The following is a 451-nucleotide window of genomic DNA, read 5'->3' as shown; positions in this document are numbered from 1 at the left end:
ATTGGGTAGTAGATCAGCTCAAACATGCCGTGCCCCTACATCCCGAAATTTATTTCCCGGCACTTTTGTCGGGGCACGGCAATATCAAGTTATGGGGTAGTAGATCAGCTCAAACATGCCGTGCCCCGAAAGTAGGGGCACGGCAATATCAAGTTATGGGGTAGTAGACCAGCTCAAACATGCCGTGCCCCTACATCCCGAAATTTATTTCCCGGCACTTTTGTCGGGGCACGGCAACATCAAGTTATTGGGTAGTAGACCAGCTCAAACATGGCGTGCCCCGAAAGTAGGGGCACGGCAACATCAAGTTATGGGGTAGTAGACCAGCTCAAACATGCCGTGCCCCTACATCCCGAAATTTATTTCCCGGCACTTTTGTCGGGGCACGGCAATATCAAGTTATGGGGTAGTAGATCAGCTCAAACATGCCGTGCCCCTACATCCCGAAATT

The 451-nt window shown here is 50.8% G+C and carries 1 protein-coding gene; it reads left to right on the top strand.

All coding sequences use genetic code 11. The features are described from left to right. Nucleotides 1–115 precede the first annotated feature (115 nt). On the top strand, nucleotides 116–319 hold the full coding sequence (locus tag MiSe_RS49875; RefSeq protein WP_226595046.1) for a hypothetical protein: 204 nt from the start codon (nucleotides 116–118) through the stop codon (nucleotides 317–319). Nucleotides 320–451 lie beyond the last annotated feature (132 nt).

This window comes from Microseira wollei NIES-4236 (genome assembly GCF_020521235.1).
GTDB lineage: Bacteria > Cyanobacteriota > Cyanobacteriia > Cyanobacteriales > Aerosakkonemataceae > Microseira > Microseira wollei.
This window is presented reverse-complemented; position numbering and strand designations above follow the sequence as displayed.

Bases quoted from the DNA above. Each gene is read 5' to 3' on its own strand.
- MiSe_RS49875 (WP_226595046.1), top strand. From the start codon at position 116: ATGCCGTGCCCCGAAAGTAGGGGCACGGCAATATCAAGTTATGGGGTA.